The 21254-nt window shown below is 71.3% G+C and carries 16 protein-coding genes; 5 read left to right on the top strand and 11 right to left on the bottom strand.

Annotated features, from left to right (window positions below; all coding sequences use genetic code 11):
• Positions 1-200 precede the first annotated feature (200 nt).
• Together ACWIHY_RS12170 and ACWIHY_RS12175 are read left to right on the top strand one after the other, a co-directional pair.
• The gene (locus ACWIHY_RS12170) at positions 201-2033 is read left to right on the top strand and encodes a glycoside hydrolase family 3 protein (protein ID WP_454375549.1); all 1833 of its coding nucleotides are present in this window, start codon (positions 201-203) and stop codon (positions 2031-2033) included.
• A 133-nt stretch (positions 2034-2166) separates the two neighbouring features.
• A complete protein-coding gene (locus ACWIHY_RS12175) occupies positions 2167-2805 on the top strand; it encodes a hypothetical protein (protein WP_454375550.1) in 639 nt (212 codons plus the stop codon).
• A gap of 31 nt (positions 2806-2836) precedes the next feature.
• On the opposite strand, the gene ACWIHY_RS12180 is transcribed toward ACWIHY_RS12175, so the two are convergent.
• From ACWIHY_RS12180 to ACWIHY_RS12215, 8 genes are all read right to left on the bottom strand, one after another.
• Positions 2837-4261, bottom strand: coding sequence for a S28 family serine protease (locus tag ACWIHY_RS12180; protein WP_454375551.1), 1425 nt, complete (start codon positions 4259-4261; stop codon positions 2837-2839).
• Positions 4262-4326: 65 nt separating this feature from the next.
• Entirely contained in the window at positions 4327-4704 is a 378-nt protein-coding gene (locus ACWIHY_RS12185) for a hypothetical protein (RefSeq protein ID WP_454375552.1), read from the bottom strand.
• A gap of 140 nt (positions 4705-4844) precedes the next feature.
• Complete coding sequence (locus ACWIHY_RS12190; RefSeq protein WP_454375553.1) at positions 4845-8576, bottom strand: ABC transporter ATP-binding protein; 3732 nt, start codon at positions 8574-8576, stop codon at positions 4845-4847.
• 257 nt (positions 8577-8833) lie between these two features.
• Positions 8834-9751: a serine hydrolase gene (locus tag ACWIHY_RS12195; RefSeq protein WP_454375554.1), complete on the bottom strand. Its 918-nt coding sequence runs from the start codon at positions 9749-9751 to the stop codon at positions 8834-8836.
• A gap of 32 nt (positions 9752-9783) precedes the next feature.
• Entirely contained in the window at positions 9784-10182 is a 399-nt protein-coding gene (locus ACWIHY_RS12200) for a hypothetical protein (protein ID WP_454375555.1), read from the bottom strand.
• 21 nt (positions 10183-10203) lie between these two features.
• On the bottom strand, positions 10204-11901 hold the full coding sequence (locus ACWIHY_RS12205) for a thiamine pyrophosphate-binding protein (protein WP_454375556.1): 1698 nt from the start codon (positions 11899-11901) through the stop codon (positions 10204-10206).
• Positions 11898-12875 carry an agmatinase gene (speB, locus tag ACWIHY_RS12210; RefSeq protein ID WP_454375557.1) on the bottom strand — a complete coding sequence of 326 codons (978 nt, stop codon included), beginning with the start codon at positions 12873-12875 and terminating at the stop codon, positions 11898-11900. Before speB ends, ACWIHY_RS12205 begins: the two co-directional genes overlap by 4 nt.
• 42 nt (positions 12876-12917) lie before the next feature.
• Entirely contained in the window at positions 12918-14396 is a 1479-nt protein-coding gene (locus ACWIHY_RS12215; protein WP_454375558.1) for a sodium:solute symporter, read from the bottom strand.
• Between the two features lie 183 nt (positions 14397-14579).
• Here ACWIHY_RS12215 and ACWIHY_RS12220 point away from each other — a divergent pair, with 183 nt between their 5' ends.
• The 3 genes from ACWIHY_RS12220 (at position 14580) to ACWIHY_RS12230 (ending at position 18294) form a co-directional block, all read left to right on the top strand.
• Entirely contained in the window at positions 14580-16124 is a 1545-nt protein-coding gene (locus tag ACWIHY_RS12220; protein WP_454375559.1) for a PucR family transcriptional regulator ligand-binding domain-containing protein, read from the top strand.
• Positions 16125-16230: 106 nt separating this feature from the next.
• On the top strand, positions 16231-17388 hold the full coding sequence (locus ACWIHY_RS12225) for an acyl-CoA dehydrogenase family protein (protein WP_454375560.1): 1158 nt from the start codon (positions 16231-16233) through the stop codon (positions 17386-17388).
• Between the two features lie 24 nt (positions 17389-17412).
• Positions 17413-18294 (top strand): acyl-CoA thioesterase, encoded by an 882-nt coding sequence (locus ACWIHY_RS12230; protein ID WP_454375561.1) that lies wholly within the window; start codon positions 17413-17415, stop codon positions 18292-18294.
• A 61-nt stretch (positions 18295-18355) separates the two neighbouring features.
• On the opposite strand, the gene ACWIHY_RS12235 is transcribed toward ACWIHY_RS12230, so the two are convergent.
• The 3 genes from ACWIHY_RS12235 to ACWIHY_RS12245 form a co-directional block, all read right to left on the bottom strand.
• Positions 18356-19144, bottom strand: a complete 789-nt coding sequence (locus tag ACWIHY_RS12235) for a phosphatase (RefSeq protein WP_454375562.1) — start codon at positions 19142-19144, stop codon at positions 18356-18358.
• A 110-nt stretch (positions 19145-19254) separates the two neighbouring features.
• Entirely contained in the window at positions 19255-19878 is a 624-nt protein-coding gene (locus ACWIHY_RS12240) for an SACE_7040 family transcriptional regulator (protein WP_454375563.1), read from the bottom strand.
• 22 nt (positions 19879-19900) lie between these two features.
• Entirely contained in the window at positions 19901-21136 is a 1236-nt protein-coding gene (locus tag ACWIHY_RS12245) for a DUF418 domain-containing protein (RefSeq protein ID WP_454375564.1), read from the bottom strand.
• Positions 21137-21254 lie beyond the last annotated feature (118 nt).

Consider the following 21254-nt stretch of genomic DNA (forward strand, 5'->3'; position numbering starts at 1 on the left):
GCACAGCCGCCACTGGTGCGCCCCCCTCCGAATGCGCCAGTGGCGGCTCCCCCTCCCCCGGCCCCACCGCCGCACCCCGTTTCCGACACGGGCTCCTTTGTGCTGCCGCACCCTTGACCTGGCAGTTAGTTTCCGGATATCCGTGACTCTCTGGAAGTTTCCTTCAACTCCCTTGTCGAGTACGGCCGTAAGGAGCTCACGTGCACGACCACCGCACCTCCAGACGCACCCTGCTCACCGCGACCGCCGCCGCAGTGGCCGCGACCGCCATCAGTACGACACCCGCCGTGGGCGCGTCCGGCGCATCCGTCAACGCCTCCACCCGGGACCGCCTCAAGCGACTCATCTCCCGGATGAGCCTGGAGGAGAAGGTCGGCCAGCTCTTCGTGATGCGGGCGTACGGTCACTCCGCGACCGAGCCCGACCAGGTCGACATCGACCTCAACCTGAAGGAGATGGGGGTCAGGACCGCCGCCGAACTCGTCGCGAAGTACCACGTCGGCGGCATCATCTACTTCGCCTGGGCGCACAACACCCGCGACCCCCACCAGATCGCCGACCTGTCCAACGGAATCCAGCGGGCCGGCCTGGCGCAGGACACCCCCGTCCCCCTCCTCATCTCCACCGACCAGGAGCACGGCATCGTCGCCCGCGTCGGCAGGCCCGCGACCCTCGTGCCGGGTGCGATGGCGCTCGGGGCAGGCGGGTCGCGCTCCGACGCGCGGAAGGCCGCGCGGATCGCCGGGGCCGAGCTCGCCGCCATGGGCATCACGCAGAACTACGCGCCCGTCGCGGACGTCAATGTGAACCCCGCCAACCCGGTCATCGGCGTACGGTCCTTCGGGTCCGACCCGCAGGCCGTCGCGGGGATGGTCGCCGCGCAGGTGAAGGGGTACCAGGGCGCCGGGATCGCCGCCACCTCCAAGCACTTCCCGGGGCACGGCGACACCAAGGACGACAGCCACTACTCCCTTCCGACGATCCATCACACCGCCGAGCAGTGGGAGGAGCTGGACGCCCCGCCGTTCCGGGCCGCCATCGCCGCCGGTATCGACTCGATCATGACCGCCCATATCGTCGTACCGGCGCTCGATCCGGACAAGGACCCGGCGACGCTCTCCCAGCGGATCCTGACCGGCGTACTGCGCGAGCGCCTCGGCTACGACGGGGTCGTGGTCACCGACTCCCTGGCCATGGCCGGCGTACGCCAGAAGTACGGCGACGACCGCGTGCCCGTCCTCGCTCTCCTCGCCGGGTGCGACCAGCTGCTCAACCCGCCGGACCTGCCCGTCGCCTGGAACGCCGTGCGCAAGGCGGTACGCGACGGCGAGCTGAGCATGGAGCGCGTCGAGGAATCGATCCTGCGCATCCTGCTGCTCAAGGCCAAGCTCGGCCTGTTCCGCGACCCGTACGTCTCCCACCGGGGCGTCGACCGGACCGTCGGGGTACGCCCGCACCTCGCCGCGGCCGACCGGATCGCCGAGGGGACCACCACCCTGCTCGCCAACGAGGGCGGGCTGCTGCCGCTCAGCCGTCGTACGCACAGGAAGGTTCTGGTGGTCGGGGCCGATCCCGCCTCCCCCACCAGCACCACCGGCCCGCCCACCACGGTCATCGCCGGCGCCCTGAGCGAACTCGGCTTCACCGCGAGCGTCCTGTCCACCGGGATCACCCCGACCCAGGCGAAGATCCAGGAAGCGGTCGCGGCGGCCAAGGGCCAGGACGTGGTGGTCGTGGGGACGTACAACGTCTCGGCGACCAGTCCGCAGCGCACGCTCGTGCGCGAACTGGCCGCGACCGGCGTGCCCGTCGTCACCCTCGCCATCCGCAACCCCTACGACATCGCCCAGCTCGCCGGGACCGGATACGACGCGAGCGTCGCCGCGTACTCCTGGACCGATGTCGAACTGCGCGCGGCGGCCGGGGTCCTCGCGGGCCTGCGGGCGCCCCGGGGGAAGCTGCCCGTCCCGGTGCAGCGCGCGGACGATCCTGCGAAGGTGCTGTATCCGGTCGGGTACGGGCTGACCTACTAGCTCGGGCATTGGGCGTACGCGCCCGTACGCCGAACCACCGGCGCACCACCACAAGTGGCGCAAAGCATCCCGCGCGTCTGGCGTGCGCCCGCTGCGGCGGGTCACGCTGGAGGGACGTACCGGGGGGTTCTTCATGCGGCGCACGGATCGGTCCAGGGCGGTGGCGTGCGCGCTGCTGCTCGTCGCGACGGGCGCCGCGGCATTGACCGGGTGCCAGAAAACGCCGGATGGGACCGGCGAGGGCCAGGGGTCCGGCAGCAGCCTCACCGGCGCTGTCACCCCCTCGGGCTACGGCGCCACCTTCCTCGGCATCGACGAGTGCAGCTCGCGCGGGCGCGACTTCCGTGAGGTGTCCTGCGCGAGCGAGAAGGCAACCGCCCGGGTGCTGGCTCGGCACGCGGGGCAGATGGCCGGCGGGCCCGTGTGTCCGCCACCCACGGACTTCGTCCTGCACATCTCGGAGAGCAGGCCCGCGTTCGACGAGGACGGCGACGGGACCGTGCCGCGCGGGTTCGCGTGCATGCGCAACCTTGAGCAGCCGCATCCCGGCGATCCGGGAAAGGGCGGCGGGCCACGGACGGTCGTCGGGGACTGCGTCCACACGGCGCGCAAGGGCCAGGTGGAGGAGACGCCGTGCGACGGGTCGGGCGAGGCGGCCCCGGAGTTCGAGGTGGCCGCCTCCGTCGAGCGTCGGGCGCAGTGCCCGCCGGCGACGGCGTTGTACGTCCAGCTGGGCGGGGAGAAGCCGGTGGGCTGCGCCCGCCGGGTGTGAGAAGCCACCACGGCGGGCACAGCCGGCGGTACTACGGCCGCAGCGTCTGCCGCTGCTCCGTCCCCCGCTTGTCGAGCTTCGCGTCGTACGACGCCAGCGGCTTCGCCTTCGCCGGGTCGGCCTGGACGGCGGCCGGAGCCACGCCCGCCCATTCGAGGATCTCGGCGGTCGCCTTCGCCTTCTCCTCGGGGTGGAGACCCGCGACGTTGGCGCCGTGGTTGGCGCCGGGCGCGGTGTAGACGTACGAGTCGCGCGCGCCCTTGCCGAGGCGGAACGGCTCGGCGCTCCACGGGTCGTTCTGCCCGTTCACGAACAGCATGCGCGTGGCGTTGTGCCGCACCCAGCTGTCCACGTCCCGCATCGCGCTCGGGTTGAACTTCATCGGGATGTCGCGCGGCACGTAGACGCGCGGCTGGAAGAAGTCCGGACCGTACTTCATCAGGCCCTTGAGGTGCGGGTACTTGACCTGCGGCGCGCCCAGCTGGGTGCCGGCCTGGTAGTAGTACGGCGTGTACGTCGCCAGGCTCTGGTCGCTGTAGGCGGAGAACCCGGAGATCGCGTCGACGTAGTCGTAGACGGCCTGGTCGGAGGCGTCCGCGGCGGGCACGTCCGCGCAGTCGCTCTCCTTGCTGTACTGCCAGAAGGCCCACACGAAGTCGAGGACCGTGGACTCGTACGCCTTGTCCAGGCTGCCGACGGTGTCGAAGGTGGCGTTGTTGGCGTCCGCCCACTCCTTGAGCTTCGCGCTCAGCGGACCGCGCCGCTCAAGTGCCTCGCGCTGTACGGCGTTGAGCGCGTCGCGGCACTCCTTGGTGCCGACACCCCGGAAGAAGCGGTCGTACGCCGCGTCCTCCTTGTTGACCACGTCGTTGGGGGCGACGTACGCGACGACGCCGTCCATGTCACGCGGGTAGAAGCGCTCGTAGTACGTCGCGGTCATGCCGCCCTTGGAACCGCCGGTCGAGATCCACTTCTTGGAGTAGATCTTCTTCAGCTCCGTGAAGATGCGGTGCTGGTCGCTCGCGGCCTGCTTGATGTCGAGCTTCGACCAGTCGGCGGGCGCCGGCCGGGACGGAGTGAAGAAGCGGTACTCCATCGACACCTGGTTGCCGTCGACGATCCGCGTCGGCTCACTGCGGCCGGGGTTCGTCGAGACGTTGTACCCGCTGGTGAAGAAGACCGTCGGGCGGTTCGTGTCCTTGTGCAGCAAGGTGATCCGCTGCTTGAAGGTGCCCTTGGACGGCTGCCGGTGGTCGACCGGCTGGGTGTAGTTCAGTACGAAGTAGCGATAGCCGGTGTACGGCTTCTCCTCGACCAGGCTCATGCCCGGTATCGCGAGTATTCGCTCTTTGATGTCCGGCTCGGCGGTGGTGACCGCCCCGGCCGGTGCGCTGCCGAGTCCTACGGTGCCTATGAGCACCGCGAACGACAGCAGCAAGCTGCGCGCCTTGCGCATTCGCCCTCCCCTGTAGTCACAGACGACGGGGCGAACCTAGCGGGGCAACTCCCGTACCACCAGCCTCAGCAGAGAATCCAGCCGGTGGATCCCTTCCTGGTGCCGACCGAACCGTGCGCCCGTACACAGCGGTTGAGGGCGTAGACGGTGACCGGTCCGGCCCGGTGGGTGAAGCGGCCACTGTCCCTGGCCGTGCGGCTGCCGCGCGCCTGGATGGTGACCGTCATGATCTGCCGTATGCCGGGGCGCTTGGAGACGGTGATGGCGCAGGCGTAGCGGCGGCTCTTGTAGATGCGCAGTTCACCGGTCGGGAAGGCGACGGTCCGCACTTTGCGGCCGGAGCAGGCTCCGACGGCCTCGGCGCTCTGGGCGCTCGGACCGGCGAGCGTCAGGCCCGCCACCGCGACCACCAGGGCAAGTCCGTACGTTAGGTGTCTTCTCATCGCCCCAGTCGCCCCACTCGCCGCATCGAACACGCGTTTCCCCTTCCCCCACATGAGCGAGCGTACGTGCGTACGGACGCTCGCAGGGTAGGGGCCGGTTGCGGACATTCGGCGAAGGTTCGTGGCAGGCGGGCGGCGGCTCAGACGGCCGCGGGCTCGTCCTCGCCCACGAAGGTGCGCCACAGGCGGGCGTACGTCCCGTCCAGCGCCAGCAGTTCCTCGTGCGTGCCGTCCTCGACCACCCGGCCGCGGTCCATGACGACGACCCGGTCCGCCCGCGCCGCCGTGGTCAGGCGGTGGGCGACGACCAGCGTGGTGCGTCGGCCCGTCAGACGGTCGGTGGCCTGGTTGACCTGGGCCTCGGTGGCCAGGTCCAGAGCCGCGGTCGCCTCGTCGAGGAGCAGGACGTCCGGGTCGACGAGCTCGGCGCGGGCGAGCGCGATGAGCTGGCGCTGGCCTGCGGAGAGGTTACGGCCGCGCTCGGCGACCTCGTGCAGGTAGCCGCCGTCGAGCGTGGCGATCATGTCGTGCGCGCCGACCGCGCGGGCCGCCGCCTCGACCTCGGCGTCGGTGGCGTCGTACCGCCCGTAGGCGATCGCGTCGCGGACCGTGCCCGCGAAGAGGTACGCCTCCTGCGGAACGACACCGAGGCGGTGCCGGTACGCCGTGATGTCGAGGTCGCGCAGGTCGGTGCCGTCGGCCGTGACCCGCCCCGAGGTCGGGTCGTAGAAGCGGGCAACGAGCTTGACGACGGTGGACTTGCCCGCTCCGGTCTCGCCGACGAACGCGACGGTCTGGCCGGCCGGGATGCGCAGATCGATCCCGCTGAGCGCTTCCTCGGGCTCGTCGGCGGACCCGTACTGGAAGCGCACGTCCTCGAAGGCGATCTCGCCGCGCAGCGACGGGACTTCCCTCGGCCGGTCGGCGGCGGCGGTCGACGTCGGCTCCCGGAGGAGTTCCTGGATGCGCCGCAGGGAGACGGTCGCCTGCTGGTAGCCGTCGAAGACCTGGGAGAGCTGCTGTACGGGCGCGAAGAACAGGTCGATGTAGAGGAGGTACGCGACGAGCGCACCGGCGGTGAGGGTGCCCGCGTCCACCCGCCCGGCGCCGACGATCAGCACCGCGGCGGCGGCGACGGACGACAGCAGCTGCACGAACGGGAAGTAGATGGAGATGAGCCACTGGCCACGCACGCGCGCCTGCCGGTAGCTGTCGCTGCGCTCCGCGAACCGCTCGGCGCCGGAGCCCTCGCGCCGGAACGCCTGGACGATCCGCAGCCCGGACACGGACTCCTGCAGGTCGGCGTTGACGACACCGACGCGGTCGCGCGCCAGCTCGTACGCCTTGACGCTCGACTTGCGGAAGAAGTACGTGCCGATGACGAGCACCGGCAGTGTCGCGAAGACGACCAGGGCCAGCTGCACGTCGATGACGAGCAGGGCGACCAGGATGCCGAAGAAGGTGACGACCGAGACGAAGGCCGTGACGAGGCCGGTCTGGAGGAACGTCGACAGGGCGTCGACGTCCGTCGTCATGCGGGTCATGATGCGGCCGGTCAGCTCGCGCTCGTAGTAGTCGAGGCCGAGGCGCTGCAGCTGGGCGAAGATCTTGAGCCGGAGCGAGTAGAGGACGCGTTCACCGGTCCGGCCGGTCATCCGCATCTCGCCGGTCTGCGCGACCCACTGCGCGACGACGGACAGCAGCGCGAGCCCGGCCGCCGCCCACACCGCGCCGAGCGCGAGCTGGGTGACGCCCTCGTCGATGCCGTGCCGGATCAGGATGGGCAGGAGCAGCCCCAGGCCGGCGTCGACGGCGACGAGCGCGAGGCTGACCAGCAGCGGCAGTCCGAAGCCGTGCAGGAGCCTGCGCAGGCCGTACGACTCCTCCGGCTGGACGGCGCGGGCCTCGTCGACCGCGGGCACGTCGTTCGCCGGCGGGAGCGCGTCGACCTGGGCGAGCAGTTCGGGGGTGGCGGGCATGCCGGGCGCGTGGTCGGTGCCCTTGTCGGGTGCGGACTCGTCCCGTACCCACAGGTCGGGGGTGATGCCGCGCTCGGCGTCGAACTCGGCGTCCAGTTCGTCCTGCACGGTCCGGTCGTCTGCCGGCTCCGGCGCCTTGGTGAGGAGGTGCCCGGGCGATACGCCGCCGAGCTCGTCGGGGTCGGTGAGGAGCTTGCGGTAGAGGGCGGAGCGCTCCTGGAGTTCCTCGTGCGTACCGATGTCGGAGAGGCGGCCGCCGTCGATGACGGCGATGCGGTCGGCGAGGTTGAGGGTGGAGCGGCGGTGAGCGATGAGCAGCGTCGTACGCCCGGCCATGACGGACTTCAGTGCCTGGTGGATCTCGTGCTCGACGCGGGCGTCCACGGCGGACGTGGCGTCGTCGAGGAGGAGCAGGCGGGGGTCGGTGAGGATGGCGCGGGCCAGGGCGACGCGCTGGCGCTGACCGCCGGAGAGGGTGAGACCGTGTTCGCCGACGGCGGTGTCGTAGCCGTCCGGCAGCTCCGATATGAAGCGGTCGGCCTGGGCGGCGCGGGCGGCGGTCTCGATCTGTTCCTGGGTGGCGTCGGGCAGGCCGTACGCGATGTTGGCGCGGACCGTGTCGGAGAACAGGAAGCTGTCCTCCGGTACGAGCCCGATGGCGGCCCGCAGCGAGTCGAGCGTGAGCTCGCGGACGTCGTGTCCGCCGACGAGCACGGCGCCCCGCGAGACGTCGTAGAAGCGTGGGAGGAGCAGCGAGACGGTGGACTTGCCGCTGCCGGAGGAGCCGACCAGGGCGACGGTCTCGCCGGCCCGGATCTCCAGGGAGAAGCCGTCGAGGACGGGCCGCTCGTCCGCATAGCCGAACGACACGTCGTCGAACTCGACGGTGGCGGGGGCGTCGGCGGGAAGCTCCTTCGTACCGTCCTCGATGGACGGCTCGGTGTCGATCAGCTCCAGTACGCGCTCGACACCGGCGCGGGCCTGCTGGCCGACGGTGAGCACCATGGCGAGCATGCGGACCGGGCCGACGAGCTGGGCGAGGTAGGTGGAGAAGGCCACGAACGTACCGAGGGTGATCTCCCCGCGCGTCGCCAGCCAGCCGCCGAGTGCGAGCATCGCGACCTGGCCGAGGGCGGGAACGGCCTGGAGGGCCGGGGTGTAGCGCGAATTGAGGCGTACGGTCCGCATCCGCCCGGCGAAGAGCCTGCGGCTGACCTCGCGCAGCTTGCCGGTCTCCTGGTCCTCCTGGCCGAAGCCCTTCACGACGCGTACGCCGGACACGGCCCCGTCGACGACGCCCGCGACGGCGGCGGCCTGGCCCTGGGCGTACCAGGTGGCCGGGAAGAGCCGGGTGCGGCTGCGTCTGGCGATCAGCCACAGGGCGGGGGCGACGGCCAGGGCCACGAGGGTCAGGAGCGGCGAGAGCCACGCCATGATCACGAGGGAGATGAGGAAGAGCAGGAAGTTCCCGATGGTCATCGGGAGCATGAAGAGGAGGCCCTGGATGAGCTGGAGGTCGCTGGTGGCCCTGCCGACGACCTGACCGGTGGAGAGCTCGTCCTGGCGGCGCCCGTCGAGGCGGGTGATGGTCCCGTACATCTCGGTGCGCAGGTCGTGCTGGACGTCGAGGGCGAGCCGTCCGCCGTAGTAGCGGCGAACGTAGGTGAGGGCGTACACGACGACGGCGGCGGCTATGAGCAGGCCGGTCCAAACGGCGAGGGACCGCGTATGGGCGCTGATGACGTCGTCGATGACCACCTTGGTGATCAGCGGGACGAGCGCCATGACGGCCATGCCGCCGAGCGACGATCCGAGCGCGAGCACGACATTGCGCCGGTACCTCCAGGCATAGCCCGCCAGCCGCCGTGCCCACCCCTGATCTGCCGCCGCCACTGGTGCCTCCCGGTCGTCCTGATCTACCGGAAGTCACCAACGCGGTGAGGTGCGGATTTCATCCCTCCGCAACAAATACGGGTCTCCGGTCCTAGGACCGGCCGGGCTGCGAGCGGCCCGGCCCTTGCTCCCCGGGGCCCTGGTCCGGCCGCGTCACGGTGCGAAGGCGTTCCGGTCGGCGGTGGCAAGGCGGATGCGGCGGCGCTCCTGGTCGGCGTCGGGGCCGGTCGCCGTCGCCGTGTGGCTGAGGCTGATGGTCAGGGCTTCGGCACCGCCGGGATCGCCTCGCGCGGGGTCTGCGTGGGGGCGTACAGGGTCGATGCGGAGGCCGTCGGGTTGAGGTCCTTGTGGATCGCCCGGGAGACGGCCTGAATGGTGTTCACGCCGTCGTTCATGGTCGGGTTGTCGTGGGTGAGCACCGCGATCGAGTAGTCGTGGCCCCGGCCGGTGAACGCGCCGACGGAGTGCACCCGCCAGCCGTGCGTGGAGCGGGGCAGCCAGCCGTTCTTCACCTGGATCCTGGCAGTGGACGGGGCTCCGGCCGGGGTCCCCCAGCGCTGCGAGGAGATGACCTTGGCCATGAGATTGAGGGTGTACGCCCGCGAGTTGTCACTCAGAACGGTGTTCTTCGCGGTCAGCAGCGAGAGCAGCTTCTGCTCGTCGCGCGCGGTGATCTGCGTCAGCCCCCAGTAGCCGCCGGTCCCGGGGACGGTCTGGGTCATCCCCGCCGCCTGGAGGAAGCCCTTGATCTTGGTCATGCCGAGCTGGCGCCAGAGCGTGGTGGTCGCGTTGTTGTCCGACTTGGTGATCATGGCGGTGGCGAGCGAGTTCTCGCGCGCCGTCAGATAGCGGTTCGTCTTCTTGGCGTCCCACAGCAGCGTGGCGAGGACCGTCACCTTGACCACGCTCGCGGAGTCGTACTTCTGCGTGGCGCGCAGGGTGCAGGTGGTCTTGGTGGTGCGGTCGTACAGCGAGATCGCCGTGGTGGACTTCCGCCCCCTGAGCGCCGCGGTGATGTCCGCGGTCAGCTTGGCGGCGAGGCCGGCCTTGCCCGAGGTGCAGGCCACGGCGGGCGCCGTGGCGGCAGCGGCGGGCGCCGCGCCGGCGACAGGCACGAGGACGACCCCGGCCAGGGCTGCGGCGATCGCGGCGCGCGTTATTCGGCTGTGCGTCATGGTGTGGTTTCCCGTCCCCGTTGGCTTCTGCTTCAAATGACCCTCGAGGGGCGGAAAGGTTGTACGGGACGCGGCTGGTCGAGCCGGATGAAGGTACGCGGCGCTGTCTTCCAGCAACTCCCGGCCATGCCGAGTGTCAGCCGCCCGTCGGCCCAGGTGCCCCGCACCGCGATGTCCTCGTTCCTGACGTGGCTTCGCGTGGTGAACGAGATGGCCGCGCCCTGTCGCTCGTAGCGCGCCGTGTGCACGCCGGGGACGACTTCTTCGCGGCGCAGCCACCGTGCGACGGCCGCGCCGTCCGCGTGGCCGGGCGCCGGCTTGACCAGGACGTCCAGGACCGTGCCGTCCGGGTACAACCGGAACACCTGCACACCGGCGGCGAAGATGCCGTGCGGGGCCGGGTGACGGGGGCCGCGTCTGCTGCGTTTCACGGCCCCCATCCTCGCTGTACGTCAGCTGCCGTCGTTCCCCAGGTGCGTCGGGGCGAACATCCGCAGCAACGCCGGGAGTACGAGCACCGAAGGGCCGGGAGCGGACAGGGACTTGGCCAGGTCTTCGCTCAGGGTCTCCGGGCTCGTCCGGTGGGCCGGTACGCCGAAGGACTCGGCCAGGGCGATGAAGTCCGGGCGGGCCAGTTCCGTGCCGGTGGCCTCGTCGAACGCGTCGGTCATGTACTCGCGGAGGATGCCGTAACCGCCGTCGTCCACGATCAGCCAGGTCACCGGGAGGTTGTGCTGGCGGGCGGTGGCGAGCTCGGCGATCGAGTACATCGCGCCGCCGTCACCGGAGACCGCGAGCACGGGCCGGGTTCGGTCCGCCGCCGCCGCGCCGAGCGCCGCCGGGAAGCCGTAGCCGAGGCCGCCCGCGCCCTGCGCCGAGTGCATGGTGTTGGAGTGGCGCGGGTCGAACGCCGACCAGGCCCAGTACGCCAGGATCGTCATGTCCCAGAAGCTGGGCGACGTGGCGGGCAGGGCTTCGCGGATCGAAGCGATCAGGCTCTGTTCCAGCGACAGGTCCTGGGACGCGATGCGTTCCCGTACCTTCGCCAGGACGTCACCCACGCGCTCGTGCGCCTGCTCGTCCTCGCGGTCCTCCGCCGTCTCCAGCAGCGCCGAGAGCGCGAGGCGGGCGTCCGCGTGGATGCCGAGCGCCGGGTGGTTGGACTCCAGCTTGCCGAGGTCGGCGTCGATCTGGATGATCCGGCCGCGCGGCTTGAACGTGTAGTAGTTCGAGGAGAGTTCGCCCAGGCCCGAGCCGACGACAAGGAGCACGTCGGCGTCTTCGAGGAAGTCCGTCGTGTGACGGTCCTCCAGCCACGACTGGAGCGACAGCGGGTGTTCCCAGGGGAACGCGCCCTTGCCGCCGAAGGTCGTGACGACCGGCGCGTTCAGCTTCTCCGCGAGCGCGAGCAGCTTGCCGGAGGCGTCGGAGCGTACGACACCGCCACCCGCGATGATCGCCGGACGGGCGGCCGTCGACAGCAAGTGTGCTGCCACAGCCGTCAGTTCGGGACGCGGGGGCAGCTCGCGCGGGGTCGCGTCCATCGCCGTGACGGGCGGCAGGGTCGTCTCCGCGAGGAGGACGTCCTGCGGGATCTCGATCCACACCGGGCCGTGCGGGGCCGTCAGGGCCGACTCCCAGGCCTCGGCGATCGCCGACGGGATCTGCGACGCCGTACGGACCGTGTGGACCGACTTCACGATGTCGCGGAACGACGCCTTCTGGTCGCGCAGCTCGTGCAGGTAGCCGTGCCGTCCGCCGCCGATGCCGGCGGACGGGACCTGACTGCTGATCGCGAGGACGGGGGCAGAGGCCGCCGCCGCCTCCTGGAGCGCGGCGAGCGAGGTCAGGGCCCCGGGCCCGGTGGAGAGGAGGAGCGGGGCCGCCTCCCCGGTGATCCTGCCGTACGCGTCGGCGGCGAAGCCCGCGTTGTTCTCGACGCGCAGACCGACGTACGAGAGCGACGAGCGGCGCAGCGCGTCGAACATGCCCAGCGCGTGCTGGCCTGGCAGTCCGAAGACGGTGGTCGCGCCGAGACCGGTCAGGGTCTCCACGACGAGGTCACCGCCGTTGCGGCCGGGGGGCGGGTTCAGTGCGGCGGCGGTCTGGGCCTCGGTGGGGCGCAGGACCAGGTCGTGGTCGTGCGTCACTTGTCGGTCCTCGATGCCGCGATCTGGCGGGACATGATCGTCGTCAGCTCGTACGCCGTGTGGGAGGCCGCGACGGAGGTGATCTCCGCGTGGTCGTACGCCGGGGCGACTTCGACGACGTCGGCCGACACGAGGTTGCAGGAGGACAGGCCGCGCAGGATCTCCAGCAGCTCGCGGGAGGTCATGCCGCCCGCCTCGGGGGTGCCGGTGCCGGGCGCGTGGGCCGGGTCGAGGCAGTCGATGTCGATGGAGATGTAGAGCGGGCGGTCGCCGATGCGCTGGCGGAGCTGGTCGGCGACCTCGTCGGCGCCGCGGCGGTAGACGTCGGAGGAGGTGACGATGCCGAAGCCCATCTTCTCGTCGTCGGTCAGGTCCTGCTTGCCGTACAGCGGACCGCGCGTACCGACGTGGGAGAGCGCCTCGGTGTCGAGGATGCCCTCCTCGACGGCCCGGCGGAACGGCGTGCCGTGGGTGTACTCCGCGCCGAAGTACGTGTCCCAGGTGTCGAGGTGCGCGTCGAAGTGGAGGAGCGCGACGGGGCCGTGCTTCTTCGCGACCGAGCGCAGCAGCGGCAGCGCGATGGTGTGGTCGCCGCCGAGCGTCATCATGCGGGCGCCGGTGCCGAGGAGATCGTCGGCCGCGGCCTCGATCGTCTCGACGGCCTCGTTGATGTTGAACGGGTTGGCGGCGATGTCACCGGCGTCCGCGACCTGGGCGAGCGCGAAGGGCGAGGCGTCCTGCGCCGGGTTGTACGGGCGCAGGAGGCGCGAGGCCTCGCGGATCGCGTTGCCGCCGAAGCGGGCCCCGGGGCGGTAGGAGACCCCGGAGTCGAAGGGCACGCCGACGACGGCGACATCGGCCGTGCCGACCTCGTCCAGGCGGGGCAGCCGCGCGAACGTCGCCGGGCCCGCGTACCGCGGGACGCGGGAGGAGTCGACGGGGCCGCGGAACTGCTGCTCGCTGCTGCTGCTCATGTGAATTGCCTTCTTTCCTACGCTTCGTTGCGATATCTGACTTTAGCCCGGCGTGGGCACGGACTCGGGCTCGGGTTCCACTTCGGCGTCCCGCCCGGCCAGCCGCTCACGCCATGCGGCCAGGACGGCGGCGTCGGTCGGGCGGGTGGCGAGGCTGACGACGACGTACGCCGCGAGCGACAGCAGGAGGCCGTAGTAGACGGGCTCGTTGGCGAGGATCCCGTACCACCACATCAGGCCGACGACCGCGAGTCCGCCGACGCTGACGGACGCCAGGGCGCCGTGCACCGTGCCGCGCTTCCAGAGCAGACCGCCGAGGATCGGCACCAACAGGCCGCCGACCAGCAGGTTGTACGCGACGGTGAGCGCCTCGACGACGTTGTTCAGGGCGATGGCGATGCAGATGACCGCGATGCCCATGATCAGGATGAAGACGCGGTTGCCGCGCACTTCGTCGTGGGCCTCGTCCTCCGGCCTGCCCTTGGAGACGGCGCCGCGCAGCCGCGACCAGATGTCGTTGTTGGCGACGGTGGCGCAGGCGATCAGCGCGCCGGACGAGGTCGACATCACGGCCGCCAGGGCCGCCGCGAGAACCAGGCCGCGAACGCCCATGGGGAGCTCGTCCCTGACGATCGTCGCGAAGGCGTCGTCCGCGTGGGCGAGGTTAGGGTAGAGCACCTTGGCCGCAGTGCCGATGACGGCGCCGGCGAGGGCGTAGACCAGGCAGTACGTGCCGGCGACCGTGCCGCCGTAGCGGGCGACCTTGTCGCTGCGGGCGGTGAAGACGCGCTGCCAGATGTCCTGGCCGATGAGCATGCCGAACGTGTAGATCAGCACATACGTGAAGATCGTCTCGCCGCCGATGCCGAGCGGGTCGAAGTACTCGGTGGGCAGCTGCGCCTTCATCTCGCTGAAGCCGCCCGCCTTGACCACCGCGATCGGCAGGAGCAGGAGCAGCACGCCGATCGTCTTGACGACGAACTGCACCATGTCGGTCAGCGTGATGGACCACATTCCGCCGAGCGTCGAGTACGCGACGACGATGGTGCCGCCGAGGACGATCGACAGACCGCGGTCCATGGTGAAGATGACGTCGAAGATCGTGGCGTACGCGATGGTCGACGTGACGGCGAGCATGAGCGTGTACGCCCACATGACGACGCCCGAGATGATGCCGGCGCGGCCGCCGCCGTAACGCAGGTCGAGCATCTCCGAGACGGTGTAGACCTTCAGGCGGGCAATGCGCGCGGAGAAGAAGATGCTGAGGGCGAGGAGCCCGAGGCCGATGGTGAAGACCATCCAGGCGCCGGAGAGACCGTACTGGTAGCCGAGGCCCACGCCGCCGATGGTGGAGGCGCCGCCGAGCACGATGGCGGCCATCGTGCCGGAGTACATGCCGGGCCCGAGGCGTCGGCCGGCCACCAGGAATTCGCTCTTGGACTTGGCGCGGCGCATGCCCCACCAGCCCATGGCGAGCATTCCGGCCAGGTATATGACGATCACTGTGTAGTCGACGGCCATGAGCCATCCTCCTTCGCGCACCTCAGTGGCGTGTCGTGCAGGGATAGAGAGGAGCGGCGGCTCTTGTGCGGGGACATCCGCCCGTACCCGCGGCCGCCGGTTCGCTCGACATTAGGTGGCTGGAAGGCGACGCTGAAGTGTACGTTTCATCCACTCTCCCGACCCCAGATGGATGGACCATCCATGCCGGAGCCCGTGACCTCCTCCCCTTCCCCCCCGACCCCGTCGATTTCGCTGGCGGCGCTGCTGGATCGGGAGGAACTCGGCCTGCGCCGCATCGCGGGGCCCGACGACGCGGATGTGCACTGGGTGCACACGTCGGAGATGGGCGACCCGTACCCGTACCTGCTCGGCGGTGAGCTTCTCCTGACGGCGGGGGTCCAGCTCACGGACCCCGACCACTACGTCTCCCGGGTCGTGGCGGCGGGCGCGGCGGCGCTCGGCTTCGGTGTCGCGCCGGTGTACGACACGGTGCCCTCCGCCCTGGTGGACGCCTGTGAGCGCCACGGGCTGCCGCTGGTGGAGGTCCCCCCGCCGACGACGTTCACGGCGATCGCCCGCGCGGTGTGGCGGCTGATGGCGGAGGCCCGCCACCGGGAGCTGCGCCGCGTCGCACAGGCCCAGCAGGGGCTGGCCACGGCGGCGGCCCGCCCGGACCCCGTCCCGGCGGTCCTGCGGCAGCTGACGGCGCGGCTCGACGGGGCGTGGGCGGTGCTGCTGTCCGCCGAAGGTGCGCCGCTGGCGACGGCGGGACGCCCGCCGTCGCCGGAGACGCACACGGCCCTGACGCGGCTCGCGCGCGTGGTCAGCCCGTCGACGCCGGGGCCGTCCGCGGCCGAGGGCGGCGCCGCGGCCGCGCCGCCCGCCGCCGCGTCCAGGAATGCCCCCGGCCCCAGGGCCGCGCCCGCCTCCGCCACCGACACCGTCGGCGGGAGCCAGCTCGCCGCCTACGCCCTCGCCGGCGGCGAACGGCTCGTGCTCGCCGTGGCCTCGGACCGGCGGGAGGCCGGCGACCACACCATCGCGGGCGTCGCCGTCGTACTCCTGTCCCTGCTCACCACGCCGCATCAGGGCGCCGCGGAAGCCGGCCGTGCCGCCGCGCTGGTGCGGCTGCTGCTCGGGGCGGACGCGGGCGAGGTGGCGCCCCTGCTCGGCGCGGGCGACTGGACCGTGGTGCACGCCCGGCCGGCGGCCGCCCCCGGCGGGCGCGATCCGCTGGCCGCCGCGGCGCTCGGCGCGGCCCTGGGCACCGCGCTGGTGGACGCGACGGACGAGGGGGGCGGCGTACGGATCCTGGTGAGCGACGCCCGGGACATCGAACCGCAGCCGGGCTGGACCCTGGGCGTCAGCTCGCCGGTGCCCGTCTCCGACCTGCCCGCCGCCGACATCCGCGCCGACCGGGCCGTACGCCGCGCCGAGGCCACCCGGAGCCCCCTGGTGCGCGACGGGGGCGAGGCGGGCGCCGGGCTCGCCTCGCTGGTCACGCCGGACGAGGCCCGCGCCCACGCCCGGGTTCAGCTCGGCCCGATCGCCGCCTCGCCCACGCTCACCACGACCCTGCGCACCTGGCTCTCGCTGCACGGGAGCTGGGACCGTACGGCAGTCGCGCTCGACGTCCACCGCAACACCGTCCGCCAGCGCGTCGCCCGCTGCGCGACCCTCCTCGACGCCGACCTGGACGACGCGGACGTACGGATGGATCTGTGGTTCGCGCTGCGCTGGCTGTGACGCGTACGACCGTCCCGGAGCCTGGACAGCGTTGGTGACTACCCGGTAACTTCGACTGAGCAAGCGCTTAGAACAGCATCGCCAATGAGCATGAAGGGGGCGTCCCGTGCGCCGTAGCGTTTTTGACGAGGACCACGAGGCGTTCCGGAAGACCATCCGGGCCTTCATCGAGGCCGAGGTCGTACCCGTCTACGACGAGTGGTTCGCCGCGGGCCAGGCCCCGCGCGACTTCTACTACAAGCTCGGTGAGCTGGGCGTCTTCGGCATCCGGGTCCCGGAGGAGTACGGCGGCGCGGGCATCGAGTCGCACAAGTACGAAGCCGTGATGTACGAGGAGACCTCGCGCGCGGGCGTCAACTTCGGCGGCTCCGGCGTGCACGTGCTGCTCGGCCTGCCCTACATCGAGATGCTCGCCACCGACGAGCAGAAGCAGCGGTTCCTGCCGAAGTTCGTGTCCGGCGAGGAGATGTGGGCGCTGGCGATGACCGAGCCGGGCACCGGCTCCGACGTCGCGGGCATGAAGACCACCGCCAAGCTCTCCGAGGACGGCACGCACTACGTCCTCAACGGCGCCAAGACCTTCATCACCGGCGGTGTGCACGCCGACCGTGTCATCGTGTGCGCCCGCACCTCCGCCCCGCGCGAGGACGACCGCCGCTTCGGCATCTCCCTGTTCGCGGTGGACACCAAGTCCGAGGGCTACTCCGTCGGCCGCAAGCTGGACAAGCTCGGCCTGAAGACCTCCGACACCGCCGAGCTGGCGTTCGTCGACGTGAAGGTCCCGGTCGAGGACCTGCTCGGCGAGGAGAACAAGGGCTTCGGCTACCTGGGCAAGAACCTGGCCTCCGAGCGATGGGGCATCGCGTTCGGCGCGTACGCCCAGGCCAAGGCCGCCATCCGGTTCGCCCAGCAGTACGTGCAGGAGCGCACCGTCTTCGGCAAGCCCGTCGCGTCCTTCCAGAACACCAAGTTCGAACTGGCCGCCTGCCAGGCCGAGGTCGACGCCGCCGAGGCTGTCGCCGACCGCGCCCTGGAAGCCCTGGACGCCGGCGAGCTCACTCCCGCCGAGGCCGCGTCCGCGAAGCTGTTCACCACCGAGGTGGCGCACCGCGTCATCGACAAGTGCCTCCAGCTGCACGGCGGTTACGGGTTCATGAACGAGTACCCGATCGCCCGCCTGTACGCGGACAACCGCGTGAACCGCATCTACGGCGGCACCAGCGAGGTCATGAAGATGATCATCGCCAAGGACATGGGCCTCTAAGACCCGCCCTGTAGAACTGCCTCCATGAACAAGGCACTCGACGCCCTCCTCGATCTGCTCGACCTCGAGCGGATCGAGGAGGACATCTTCCGAGGCGTGAGCCGTTCGGCGATCGTTCCCCGCGTCTTCGGCGGCCAGGTCGCGGCCCAGGCCCTCGTAGCCGCCGGCCGCACCGTCCCCGGCGACCGCCTCCCCCACTCCCTCCACGCCTACTTCCTGCGCCTCGGCGACCCGGGCGCGCCGATCGTCTACACCGTGGACCGCATCCGCGACGGCCGCTCGTTCACCACGCGCCGCGTCGTCGCCGTCCAGCACGGGCAGCCGATCTTCCACCTCTCCGCGTCCTTCCAGACGTACGAGGAGGGCCTGGAGCACCAGACGGACATGCCGCCCGCGCCGGACCCCGAATCGCTCCCCACGGCGGCCCAGATGCTGCCCCGGTACGAAAACCACTTCCTCGACCAGGGTGTCGTCGACCGCATGCTCGAAGCCCGCGCGGCGGTCGATCTGCGGTACGTCGACGCCCCGCCGTACGGCAGCGTCGGCGAACCGCGCGAGCCGCGCTCGCAGGTCTGGTTCCGTACGAACGGCAAGCTCGACGGTGCCATCGACGAACCGCTGCTGCACGTCTGCCTCGCCACGTACGTCTCCGACATGACGCTGCTCGACTCGGTGCTGCTCGCTCACGGGCGCGGCGGCTGGGCGACCGGCGATGTGGTCGGCGCGTCGCTCGACCACGCGATGTGGTTCCACCGGCCCTTCCGGGCGGACGAGTGGCTGCTGTACGACCAGGAGTCGCCGTCCGCGTCGGGAGGCCGGGGCCTGGGGCAGGCCAGGATCTACACGCAGGACGGCCGGCTGGCGATTTCCGTCATCCAGGAGGGCGTGGTCCGGGTACCTCGCTGACCGCCGGTCAGGTGCGGCGTCCCCCGCGTGCCCGCGGACCCCACCCGTCAGGCCCCACTCGTCAGGCGCCGTCCGACAGGCCCGCTGCGTCCAGCAGGTACGCCGTCATCGGGTCGTAGTAGCGCGGGTCGGTGACGTGGTCGTCGAGGGGGACGGTGACCTGGAGGGTGCCTTCGGCCTCGGCGATGAAGAGCGCCGGGTCGTTGGAGTCGGCGTACCCGACCGCGTCGATCCCGCGCTGGCCGGCGCACCCGGCCCACCCGTGGTCGGCGACGACCAGGTCGGGCAGCGGCCGCCCCTCGTGCTCCAGGCCGTTGAGGATCGCCGTCATCGGCTCGGGCGAGTGCGTGTGCCAGAGGGTGGCGCCGCGCTCCAGCATCGCGACGTCCGCGAACTGGAACACCATGCCCTCGTCGGCGGTGAGCCCGCCGGGGATCCGTACGATCTCGCAGCCCGCGCGGCGCAGTGCGTCCGCCGTTCGGCGGTGTACGTCGAGCAGCCCGCCCGGGTGACCCGTCGCGAACAGCACGCGCTCCTTGCCGGCGGCGGCCTTGCGCAGCCTCGCCGCCATCCGCTCCAGCGCGTCGACGGTCAGCTCGGGGTCGATGGTGTCCTGGCCCATGCGGTGCCCGGGGTCGTCGCTCACGCCGCAGCGCTCGGCCATCACCGCGAGGACGTCCTGCTCATCGGTCCACCGGTCACCGAGCTCCAGGCCGAGCCAGTAGTGGCGGTCGCCGTTCGCGAGCTTGCGGTAGTGGGAGAGGTTGTTGTCGCGGGGGGTGGCGACGTCCCCGGCGATGCGGGTGCGGGCGAGGTGATCGACAAGTGCGGCGCGGCTGGGTATCGGCATGCCCCCATTGTGCCGTCCGACTTTCGGCCCCGTCCGGCAAAAGCACCCCTGCCCGGCACATCCGGCCCGTCCGGGGTGCGCGGAGCGGTCCGGGCCGACCCCCGGTCGCCTCAGGCCGCCGAGCTCGGCGCCAGCGCCCCGAATGCCCCGTGCGCCAGCCGCCGCAGCAGCCCCTCCATCGCCGCGCGCCCCGGCAGCCCGTTGCCGTAAGCACCCAGGTGCGGCGTCGAATTGAGCAGTCCGAACACGGCGTGCACGGCCGACCGGGCCTCCGCCTCGGGGACGCCGGGGTTCAGTTCCCGTACGACGGTGACCCACAGTTCGACGTACTGCCGCTGGAGCTGACGGACCCGCTTGCGGTCGCTCTCCCTGAGCCGGTCCAGTTCGCGGTCGTGCAGGGTGATGAGCGGACGGTCGTCCAGCGCGAAGTCGATGTGGCCGTCGATGAGGGAGCCCAGGACGGCCTGCGGGCTGTCGGCCGACTCGGCGGCGGCGGCACGGCGGCGGCCGCCGTCCAGCAGCCGCTCGCTGATGCCGACGAGCAGCTCGGCGAGCATGGCGTCCTTGCCCGGGAAGTGGCGGTAGAGGCCGGGGCCGCTGATGCCTACGGCGGCGCCTATCTCGTCGACGCCCACGCCGTGGAAGCCGCGCTCGGCAAAGAGGCGGGCGGCCTCCTTGAGGATCTGCTCGCGGCGGGTCGGGGCCGCGACGCGGGCGGCGGCGTTGGTGCTCATGAGCCCATTCTAAACCGTCAGGTTAGCGGTCGTTAACCTGACGGGAACATGCGCTGGAATGCCTGCCGGAACGCTCTCCGGGATGCGCCCGGAGGTGGGTGAACGCCCGCAACGCCCACTCGGCCGGCCCAAACCGGTATCGCCGCATCAGCAGACCGCTGAGGGCGAGCTGCGCGACGAACAGGGCGAGCGCGACGCCGAGGGAGGCGGCGATGCCCATGCGCCCGTACAGACCAAAACCGTACCCGGTGAAGATCAGGGCCATGACCAGCGACTGCATGAGGTAGTTGGTCAGCGCCATCCGCCCGGCGGGCGCCATCACCGCGGCCACCCGCGCCCCGCTCGGCGTACCGAACCAGAGCAGCAGTCCGGCGGCGTACGCGGCGCTGAGCGCGGGGGCCACAACGATGCCGGCCATCGCGGCGAGCACTTCCCAGCGGGCGGAGAGCGGGCCCGCCGTACCGGCCGCCGAGAAGGCGGCGGCCGGCACGCCCGCACAGAGGCCGGTCACGAAGGTACGCCGCAGGCCGGCCCGGCCGGCCCGCGTGACCCAGTGCCGCTTGCCCGCCGCGAGTCCCACGAGGAAGGCGGCCACGACGAAGCCGCCCGAGAACAGGAACGCGAGCGCGGCGGACGGCAGCTGGTCCAGGTTCGCTCCGACGACGTCGGCGAAACCGCCCCGGTAGGCGGCGACGAGTTCGGCGGCCTCCGCGGCGGCCCCCGCGTCCGGCGCCGGGTCCGCGACACCGTCGGCAGGCGTCCAGAGCACGCCGAGGATCAGCAGGACCGACCCGCACACGCCCCACACCCGGAGCGCGGCACGGAAGGCCCCCCGGGCAGTGGCCCGGCGGGCGGCGAAGAGGACCGGGCCGAGCAGGGCGTACATGGTGAGGATGTCGCCGACGTAGAGGAACACCATGTGCAGGGCGCCGAGGAGGAACAGCCCCAGCAGCCGCCGCGTCGTCTGCGGCCCGAACCGGGCGCCGGTGCGCTCGGCCGAGGCCGCCTGGAGGGTGAAGCTGTAGCCGAAGAGGAACGAGAAGAGCACGTAGAACTTGCTCCGCGCGAGGAACTCGACCAGCCAGAGGGCCACCGTGTCACCGGTGCCGGGTGGGCGGCCGCCCAGCAGGCCGTACGGGCCCGCCATGGTCAGGCTGTTGACGAGCAGGATGCCCAGGAGCGCGAAGCCGCGCAGGGCGTCCACCTCCAGGATGCGCTGCCGCGGCCGTGATTCCGCCGTGCCCTTCAGTGCCGCCACCAGCCCTCACCCCGTACGGAATGCAGTCGGACTGATCCTGACAGCTCTCGATCTTGGCCGCCCCGTACCGCGCGAGGAATCCGCCCCCTGGACAGGAAGGTTAGCGCTCGTTAACCTG

This window comes from Streptomyces sp. NPDC055287, assembly GCF_053646035.1.

Excerpts from the sequence above, each read along its gene's own strand:
- ACWIHY_RS12175 (WP_454375550.1), top strand. The coding sequence starts at position 2,167 with ATGCGGCGCACGGATCGGTCCAGGGCGGTGGCGTGCGCGCTGCTGCTC.
- ACWIHY_RS12180 (WP_454375551.1), bottom strand. The coding sequence starts at position 4,261 with ATGCGCAAGGCGCGCAGCTTGCTGCTGTCGTTCGCGGTGCTCATAGGC.
- ACWIHY_RS12185 (WP_454375552.1), bottom strand. The coding sequence starts at position 4,704 with ATGAGAAGACACCTAACGTACGGACTTGCCCTGGTGGTCGCGGTGGCG.
- ACWIHY_RS12195 (WP_454375554.1), bottom strand. The coding sequence starts at position 9,751 with ATGACGCACAGCCGAATAACGCGCGCCGCGATCGCCGCAGCCCTGGCC.
- speB (WP_454375557.1), bottom strand. The coding sequence starts at position 12,875 with ATGAGCAGCAGCAGCGAGCAGCAGTTCCGCGGCCCCGTCGACTCCTCC.
- ACWIHY_RS12215 (WP_454375558.1), bottom strand. The coding sequence starts at position 14,396 with ATGGCCGTCGACTACACAGTGATCGTCATATACCTGGCCGGAATGCTC.
- ACWIHY_RS12220 (WP_454375559.1), top strand. The coding sequence starts at position 14,580 with ATGCCGGAGCCCGTGACCTCCTCCCCTTCCCCCCCGACCCCGTCGATT.
- ACWIHY_RS12230 (WP_454375561.1), top strand. The coding sequence starts at position 17,413 with ATGAACAAGGCACTCGACGCCCTCCTCGATCTGCTCGACCTCGAGCGG.
- ACWIHY_RS12235 (WP_454375562.1), bottom strand. The coding sequence starts at position 19,144 with ATGCCGATACCCAGCCGCGCCGCACTTGTCGATCACCTCGCCCGCACC.
- ACWIHY_RS12240 (WP_454375563.1), bottom strand. The coding sequence starts at position 19,878 with ATGAGCACCAACGCCGCCGCCCGCGTCGCGGCCCCGACCCGCCGCGAG.